The sequence below is a fragment of the Ramlibacter sp. MAHUQ-53 genome (genome assembly GCF_052600055.1).
In genome coordinates, this window is record NZ_JBQWTS010000024.1 from 307 (window position 1) to 685 (window position 379).

1 pseudogene is annotated in these 379 nt (G+C 51.7%); it reads left to right on the top strand.

Annotated elements, in window-relative coordinates:
- A pseudogene (locus tag ACT80S_RS19140) lies at nt 1–305 on the top strand (hypothetical protein); the annotation flags it as partial.
- Between the last annotated feature and the right edge of the window lie 74 nt (nt 306–379).

A 379-nucleotide genomic window follows, 5' to 3' on the forward strand; every position in this document is an offset into this window, starting at 1 on the left:
TCATTTATGACGGATCGATGATCTCGCATCGCCGCCTGCGCAACTTCGTTACCGACACAGCGGATGAGCTCGGCATTCCTTATCAATTCGACTATGTTGCAGGAGGCGGAACCGACGCGGGCGCCATTCACGTGACAGCCGGCGGCGTACCGTCGCTTGCGATTTGTAGTCCAACGCGATATATTCACTCGCATGCGGCGATTCTCCACCGCGAGGATTTCGAAAATGCCGTGAAGCTAATCAGCGAAGTAATCAAACGATTGGATAAAAACAAAGTGAAGGAACTTACATTCGGCCAAGGGTAAGGAGCGACTACGCGCCGTCTTCCCTATTTGGTGCCACGTGTGATCGAAGAATTGAACTATCGTACTCCTTCGTA